1 pseudogene is annotated in these 1,229 nt (G+C 46.5%); it reads left to right on the forward strand.

From position 1 onward, the window contains the following. A pseudogene (locus tag R7Z50_RS24390) lies at positions 1 to 1,229 on the forward strand (MoxR-like ATPase); the annotation flags it as partial.

Raw genomic sequence — 1,229 nt, forward strand, 5'->3', positions numbered from 1 at the left:
TGATGGTGTGTTCTGAAGTGAAGGCACTAACGGGGAACGAGAAAGGCAAATCACTCTACAACTGTGACTTCAGCCGATTCGATACCGCCGCGTTGTCTGATGATCCAGAACTGAATGCGAAAACTCGTTATGGCGCACTTTACTACCTAGATAAAGTGAATGAAATTGAGCGTAAGTCTTACGATTTCTGTACCGATGGGAACGTTTCTCTAAACAGCGACTGTAACCGTTTTGACGAAGGTACAAACCTAGAAGAGATTGTTTCTTACGAGTGGCAGAACTATCTCGATAGCTATGATCGACGCAACTTGGAGTTATATGGGACGACGGGATTATTCTCGTCCGATTATCCTGGTTACTTAGTGCGCCGTTACATGGAAATGAGCGCTATCCGTGACAAGATGGAAGATCTTGAGCGCATCGATAACCTGTACACCAATCTGGGTTACACTTCGTCAACGGATAAGCCGGGTGATTTCTTATTGCGCATTGCTTCAAACCCTCAATACTGTAGCGAAGGCAAAGCCGATAACTCATGGTTCTGTGATTACGCGAATGGGGCGAAAAAATCCGCGGCGTTCTTCCTTGATATCTTGCGCACACCAGAGCATCAATGTGTGATAGAAAATGCGGCAGGCAACCAAAAAGTGATTTCTTTTGGTCAACTGTTAGACAACAACTCACACCAAATTCCGGCTGATTACGATCTTTCAACAGCCAGCTGTTTTGATGATTTGGCAGCACGCTTTATCGAAGATTCAGATGAGGGCTATATAGCTGTTGCGGAAACTGCGAATGGACGCTTCCTAAACTCAATTGGTAGCTTTGACCCGGATTACCCTTGGTCAAATGCGGTGTCTGTGTTGGGTAACTGGCCAGACAAAGCGTTGGCGAGCCACTTCTTAGCACGTCGATTCTCGAACCGTTTTACCGATGAGGTGAGCTTTGCATCGCTGCTTGATATCCCTGGGGTGCAAGCTGAATACGAAGACATCATGGGCAACATCGTGGCAAATGACGCGTTAAATACGCCAGTTAAATTGGTGGGTAAAGACGGTAAGGAATACACCAATCTAAAAGGTGTTACCGTGAACCTACACATCACTGAGCAAATGGAGTCCCTACCACCAATGCCTCGTGGTATTGCAAGATTCCTTGATATTGGCGCAGAAGGTCGCGGACGTGTTGGCGATGTCATCTTGAGAATGGGTGTGCGCCAAATGAAGTCT

The organism is Vibrio sp. 1249-1, assembly GCF_033340495.1.